4 protein-coding genes are annotated in these 6,000 nt (G+C 55.5%); 1 reads left to right on the top strand and 3 read right to left on the bottom strand.

Features of this window, described 5'->3' with window-relative positions:
• Window positions 1-494 precede the first annotated feature (494 nt).
• The 3 genes from clpB to rluD all read right to left on the bottom strand — a co-directional run bounded on the left by clpB (window position 495) and on the right by rluD (window position 4,899).
• Window positions 495-3,068 (bottom strand): ATP-dependent chaperone ClpB, encoded by a 2,574-nt coding sequence (clpB, locus tag MHZ89_RS16860; RefSeq protein WP_311783953.1) that lies wholly within the window; start codon window positions 3,066-3,068, stop codon window positions 495-497.
• A gap of 125 nt (window positions 3,069-3,193) precedes the next feature.
• Complete coding sequence (gene yfiH, locus MHZ89_RS16855; protein ID WP_311783952.1) at window positions 3,194-3,922, bottom strand: purine nucleoside phosphorylase YfiH; 729 nt, start codon at window positions 3,920-3,922, stop codon at window positions 3,194-3,196.
• Window positions 3,919-4,899, bottom strand: a complete 981-nt coding sequence (gene rluD / locus MHZ89_RS16850) for a 23S rRNA pseudouridine(1911/1915/1917) synthase RluD (protein ID WP_311783951.1) — start codon at window positions 4,897-4,899, stop codon at window positions 3,919-3,921. The genes yfiH and rluD overlap by 4 nt, the downstream gene beginning before the upstream one ends.
• 130 nt (window positions 4,900-5,029) lie before the next feature.
• Here rluD and bamD point away from each other — a divergent pair, with 130 nt between their 5' ends.
• On the top strand, window positions 5,030-5,764 hold the full coding sequence (bamD, locus tag MHZ89_RS16845; RefSeq protein ID WP_120454244.1) for an outer membrane protein assembly factor BamD: 735 nt from the start codon (window positions 5,030-5,032) through the stop codon (window positions 5,762-5,764).
• Window positions 5,765-6,000 lie beyond the last annotated feature (236 nt).

Below are 6,000 nucleotides of genomic sequence, written 5' to 3'. Positions count from 1 at the left end.
CTGCCGCCAGCGTTCAATCTGAGCCATGATCAAACTCTTCAATTTAAGTTTGATGCTCAAAGAATTAAACTTCGTAATGAATTACGTGTTCACTCTTGAGACTTGATATTTTTAAAGTCCGTAGACTTTTTGATATCTGTCCTGCGAGTGCCCACACAGATTGTCTGATAAATTGTTAAAGAGCGGTGCAGTCAGCGGCTGAGCCTGCTGCTGCGAGGTGGCGTATATTACGCTACTCCCCCTCAGAGTCAACCACTTTTTTCAGCGATTTTCTCCGGCGACTCAGCTTCCCGAGCCTCCTGAACACTGCGCTTCGTAAGCCGTTGTGCCGTGTCAGTGGAGGCGCATTATAGGGAGTTCTTTCCGGCTGACAAGCGCTAATTTAAACTTTTTTTCTAACCGTTCACTTTCCAGGCTATGCGCTGAAAAATGAGTCAAAATTGCCTTTTTTAGACAAAAAAAACGGGCCCGCAGGCCCGTTTTGTTATTGTCGTTTACTGATGAGCGACGATTTCGCCCTCTTTGACATCCATTTCGATCGTTTTGCCGGGCACCAGCTGACTGGAAAGTATCTGCTGAGCCAGCGGGTTCTCGATCTGCTGCTGAATCGCGCGTTTCAACGGACGCGCGCCATAGACCGGATCGTAGCCGTTTTCGCCCAGCAGCTTCAGCGCCTCGTCGGAGATATGCAACTGGTAGCCGCGCTCATCCAGACGTTTATAAAGACGCTGCAGCTGAATCTGCGCAATAGAAGCAATATGCTTCTCGCCCAGCGGATGGAACACCACGACTTCATCAATACGGTTGACGAACTCGGGACGGAAGTGATGGCCGACCACGTTCATCACCACATCTTTCATTTCCGCGTAGTTCAGCTCGCCGAAACGCTCCTGAATCAGATCGGAGCCCAGGTTCGACGTCATAATCACTACCGTATTACGGAAGTCGACGGTACGGCCCTGTCCATCGGTCAGACGGCCATCGTCCAGCACCTGCAGCAGGATGTTAAACACATCCGGGTGCGCCTTCTCTACTTCATCCAGCAGGATCACGGAATAAGGACGACGGCGAACCGCTTCTGTCAGGTAGCCACCCTCTTCATAACCGACATATCCCGGAGGCGCGCCCACCAGACGCGACACGGCGTGTTTCTCCATAAACTCTGACATATCGATACGCACCATCGCGTCGTCGCTGTCGAAGAGGAAATTCGCCAGCGCTTTACAAAGCTCGGTTTTACCCACGCCGGTTGGGCCAAGGAACATGAACGAACCGATGGGCCGATTCGGATCTGACAAACCAGCCCGGCTACGACGAATCGCGTTCGATACCGCTTCCACCGCTTCGTCCTGACCAATAACGCGCGCGTGCAGTTCCTGCTCCATGCGCAGCAGCTTATCGCGCTCCCCTTCCATCATGCGCGCCACAGGTATACCGGTCCAGCGCGCCAGCACGTCAGCGATCTCGACATCGGTTACGCGGTTGCGCAGCAGCTTCATGGTTTTACCTTCAGCCTGCGTGGCGGCCGCCAGCTGTTTTTCCAGCGCCGGGATTTTGCCGTATTGCAGCTCGGACATCTGCGCCAGATCGCCGACGCGACGTGCCTGCTCCAGCGACAAACGCGCCTGCTCCAGTTCCGCCTTAATATTCTGCGTGCCAGAGAGCGAAGCCTTTTCTGCTTTCCACTCTTCTTCCAGCTCTGCGTATTCCCGCTCTTTCTGGTCGAGCTCGCTTTCCAGCATCTCCAGACGCTTAATGCTGGCGTCGTCAGACTCTTTCTTCAGCGCCTGCTGCTCCAGCTTCAGCTGGATAATACGACGCTCGAGACGATCCAGCGCTTCCGGCTTCGAGTCGATCTGCAGGCGAATGCTGGACGCTGCTTCGTCGATCAGGTCGATAGCTTTATCCGGCAGCTGACGGTCGGCGATATAGCGATGCGACAGCGTCGCCGCCGCGACAATCGCCGGGTCGGTGATCTGCACATGGTGGTGCAGCTCATAGCGCTCTTTCAGCCCGCGCAGGATCGCGATGGTATCTTCCACGCTCGGTTCGGCGACGTAGACTTTCTGGAAGCGACGTTCCAGCGCTGCGTCTTTTTCAATGTACTGACGATATTCGTCCAGCGTCGTCGCGCCAACGCAGTGCAGTTCGCCGCGCGCCAGCGCCGGTTTCAGCATATTACCGGCATCCATCGCGCCATCCGCTTTACCGGCGCCGACCATGGTATGCAGCTCATCAATAAACAGGATGACGTTGCCTTCCTGTTTTGACAGATCGTTGAGTACGCCTTTCAGACGCTCCTCGAACTCACCGCGATATTTTGCGCCAGCCACCAGCGCACCCATATCCAGCGCCAGTACGCGGCGGCCTTTCAGCCCTTCCGGCACTTCGCCGTTAATAATGCGCTGCGCCAGACCTTCCACAATCGCAGTTTTACCGACGCCCGGTTCGCCTATCAGCACCGGGTTGTTTTTGGTACGGCGCTGCAGCACCTGAATGGTGCGGCGAATTTCTTCGTCACGACCAATGACCGGGTCGAGCTTGCCCTGTTCGGCGCGCTCGGTGAGGTCGATGGTGTATTTCTTTAACGCCTGGCGCTGATCTTCAGCCCCTTGATCGTTCACGTTATCTCCTCCACGCAGCTGTTCAATCGCTTTGGTAAGCTTGTCAGTGGTCGCACCGGCCGATTTCAGCAAATCGGCTAAAGAGCCGCGCGAGTCGAGGGCCGCCAGAACAAAGAGTTCAGATGATATAAAGTTGTCGCCGCGCTTCTGCGCCAGCTTATCGCACAGGTTAAGAACGCGAACCAGGTCGGCGGAGGGCTGAACATCCCCTTCGCTGCCTTCTACCTGCGGCAAACGGTTGATAGCCTGCTCAACGCCGTTGCGCAGTGTGGCAACGTCAACGCCTGCTGAAGCTAATAACGGACGAACGGATCCCCCTTCCTGACTGAGCAGTGCGCTCATCAAGTGCAGAGGTTCAATAAATTGGTTGTCGTGTCCCAGAGCAAGGGACTGTGCGTCGGCAAGGGCCAGTTGGAATTTGTTGGTAAGACGATCCAGACGCATGATTCCTCCCATTACAGGTCAAAATGCTACTGGAGATTAAAATGAGGTCATCCCCCAAGTTTTCAAGGTTATTGACCTGTGCAGTGAGCAAAAAATCCGCTACTGGATCGTCTTGTGGCGTAAGGTTATCTCAGCCAAATTAAAGAAGCCATACGCCCCGTTGTTCCGTCGCGCCGGAAGGAGAAAAAATCGCCACTCTCATGAAAGGTGCAGCGCCGGGTCATACTTACGGACTTCACGCCCGCCGCCTCTAGCCGCTGCTGCGCAAGCAGCCAGATATCGGCAAAATACTTTGCGCCAGCCGGACGAAAAGCCTGCCGGGCACGCTCATCTTTAGCCATAAAAGCGGCGCGCACTTCGCTGCCGACTTCAAAGGTGTCGGGACCGATAGCGGGTCCAAGCCAGGCGTGTATCTGACCGACTGGCGAAGCGAACTGCGCCAGCGTATTTTCCAGCACGCCGGCGCACAGGCCGCGCCAGCCGGCATGGGCTGCGGCGACTTCTCTGCCGTCATCGGAACAGAACAGCACCGGCAGACAATCTGCCGTCATGATCGCGCACACCACGCCCGCTTCGCGCGTGATGCAGGCATCCGCCTGCAATGTCTCCGCGTGCGCGGAAGGCAGGCGAACCACATCTGTACCGTGAACCTGATCGAGCCAGCGCGGCATTTCCGGCAATTCCGCGCGCGTCACCAGGCTTTCCCGGTTAGCGGCTACATGCGCCGGATCGTCGCCAACGTGGCCGCCCAGGTTAAATGCATTCCACGGCGCGAGGCTTACGCCGCCGCCGCGCAGCGTCGAACAGGCGCCTACGTTGGCGGGCGCGGGCCATTCCGGCAGGATCAGGCTCATAGCCAGTCCAGCTGATCGCGGAACTCGTCGGTATCTGCTTTCAATACCTCGATCAGATCCACCATGTCCTGCGGCAGCGGTGCATGCCACTCCATTTCGATGCCGGTAATCGGATGGTAGAGACGCAGCATCGTCGCATGGAGCGCCTGCCGATCGAAAGCGCGCAGCGTGTTGATAAACTGCTCCGAGGCGCCTTTCGGCGGACGCGGGCGACCACCGTAAAGCGGATCGCCCACCAGCGGATGGTTAATGTGCGACATATGCACGCGGATCTGGTGCGTACGACCAGTTTCGAGACGCAGACGCAACCGCGTATGGGCGCGGAAGTGCTCCATAATGCGGTAGTGCGTTACCGCTGGTTTCCCCATTGGATGCACCGCCATATGGGTACGTTTAGTCGAGTGACGGCTGATCGGCTCATTTACCGTACCGCCCGCCGTCATCGTCCCAATCGCGACCGCTTCGTACTCACGGGTGATTTCACGCAGTTGCAGCGTTTCCACCAGGTGCGTTTGCGCCGGTACGGTTTTCGCGACCACCATTAAACCGGTGGTATCTTTATCCAGTCGATGCACAATACCGGCGCGCGGCACGTCGGCAATCGCGGGATAGTGATACAGCAGCGCATTGAGTACGGTGCCGTCGGGGTTGCCGGCGCCAGGATGCACTACCAGGTCGCGTGGCTTGTTGATAACCAGAATATCGTCATCTTCATAGACGATGTTCAGCGGGATGTTTTGCGCTTCCCAGCGCTGCTCCTCATCGATTTCTGCATCGATGGCGACCTGTTCGCCGCCCAATACTTTCTCTTTAGGTTTATCGACGACCGCGCCGTTAACGCTGACGCGCCGGTCCAGGATCCATTCTTTTATGCGCGAACGTGAATAATCAGGGAACAATTCCGCCAAAGTTTGATCTAAGCGTTGTCCCAGCTGCGCTTCGGAGACCGTTGCGGTGAGTTGAACTTGTTGTGCCATATACAGCTTCTTCGTTAACGTTGGGTTTTCACGGCGATGCCGTTTAATATAATGTGCTATCGTACCTGGTCATTACCGGGAGCTATACGGACAGCTTCCGCCATAACAAATTGAGGATAACCATTTCGTCATGACGCGTATGAAATATCTGGTGGCTGCTGCCACACTGAGCCTGGCCCTTGTGGGTTGTTCCAGCTCAAAGGACACAGTACCGGACAGCCCGCCTTCCGAAATCTACGCTACCGCTCAGGAAAAGCTGCAGGACGGTAACTTTAAAGCGGCGATTAAGCAACTGGAAGCGCTGGACAACCGTTATCCTTTTGGTCCTTATTCTCAGCAGGTACAGCTTGATCTGATCTATGCCTACTACAAAAACGCCGATTTACCCTTGGCGCAGGCTGCAATAGATCGCTTTATGCGTCTGAACCCGACCCATCCGAACATTGACTACGTTATCTATATGCGCGGCCTGACGGATATGGCGCTGGACGACTCCGCACTGCAGGGCTTCTTCGGCGTTGACCGCTCCGATCGCGATCCGACGCACGCGCGCGACGCGTTCCGCGACTTCTCGCAGCTGCTGCGTAACTACCCCAACAGCCAGTATGCGGCCGATGCGCAAAAACGCCTGGTCTATTTAAAAGACCGCCTGGCGAAATATGAGCTCTCGGTGGCGCAATTCTATACTAAGCGTGAAGCTTATGTCGCGGTAGTTAACCGCGTTGAAGGCATGATGCGCGATTATCCCGATACGCAGGCCACGCGTGATGCGCTGCCGCTGATGGAAAAAGCCTACCGTAATCTGCAGCTGACTGCCGAAGCGGATAAAGTGGCGAAAATTATCGCTGCAAACAGCGCCAGTTAATTCTGAGCTGGAAAAATGAAAAAGCAGCCTTGATGGCTGCTTTTTTTATGCGTGGAAAAGCGACACTTTTGTCAATTCTCCGCTGATCTAACCCGTCAATCATGCGCCTCTGCTTGCCTTGGTTCAAGGCTTTTCCACCATATTCCCACCCTTTCTCACAAATCGCTGTCATTGACAAAAAGTGACATTTTTTCGTGATCTAAATCACACATTTCGTTGTTCAGCGCGTTATGCTG

The sequence above is a fragment of the Pantoea sp. ACRSB genome, from assembly GCF_022346905.1.
Classification (GTDB): Bacteria; Pseudomonadota; Gammaproteobacteria; order Enterobacterales; family Enterobacteriaceae; genus Pantoea; species Pantoea piersonii.
This window is presented reverse-complemented; position numbering and strand designations above follow the sequence as displayed.